Origin of the sequence: Tenacibaculum sp. MEBiC06402 (genome assembly GCF_049239625.1) — a bacterium.
GTDB lineage: Bacteria > Bacteroidota > Bacteroidia > Flavobacteriales > Flavobacteriaceae > Polaribacter.
Map to the genome: position 1 here is coordinate 1 of NZ_JBMKKT010000054.1, position 343 is coordinate 343.

Annotated in this window: 1 protein-coding gene; it reads right to left on the reverse strand. The window is 36.4% G+C overall.

Going from position 1 to position 343, the window contains the following annotated elements; translation table 11 throughout:
- Positions 1-343: SprB repeat-containing protein (locus ACOSP6_RS00445; protein ID WP_422095677.1), on the reverse strand; the 343-nt coding region annotated here is incomplete at both ends.

Below are 343 nucleotides of genomic sequence, written 5' to 3' on the forward strand. Positions count from 1 at the left end.
AAGTATAATTCGGTGTTCCTCCAACAACTTCAACTTTGATAGAACCATTTGATAATTCAAAGCCACTTAAATTAACAACTTCTTCATTCGATAATTCTAAAACAGCAGGCGCTGTTAACGTAACTGTTCTCTCTGCTCTACAGCCATTTGCATCAACTACAGTAACCTCATATGTTCCTGCAACAACATCAGTTAAATCTGCAGTATTTGCTCCTGTATTCCATAAATAAACATAAGGTGCTGTTCCTCCAGAAACCGTGCTATTGATTGTCCAGTCATTTCCAGTTCCACATAACACATAATCAGATGATAAACTCAACTCTAAAACAGTAGGTTCAACTAA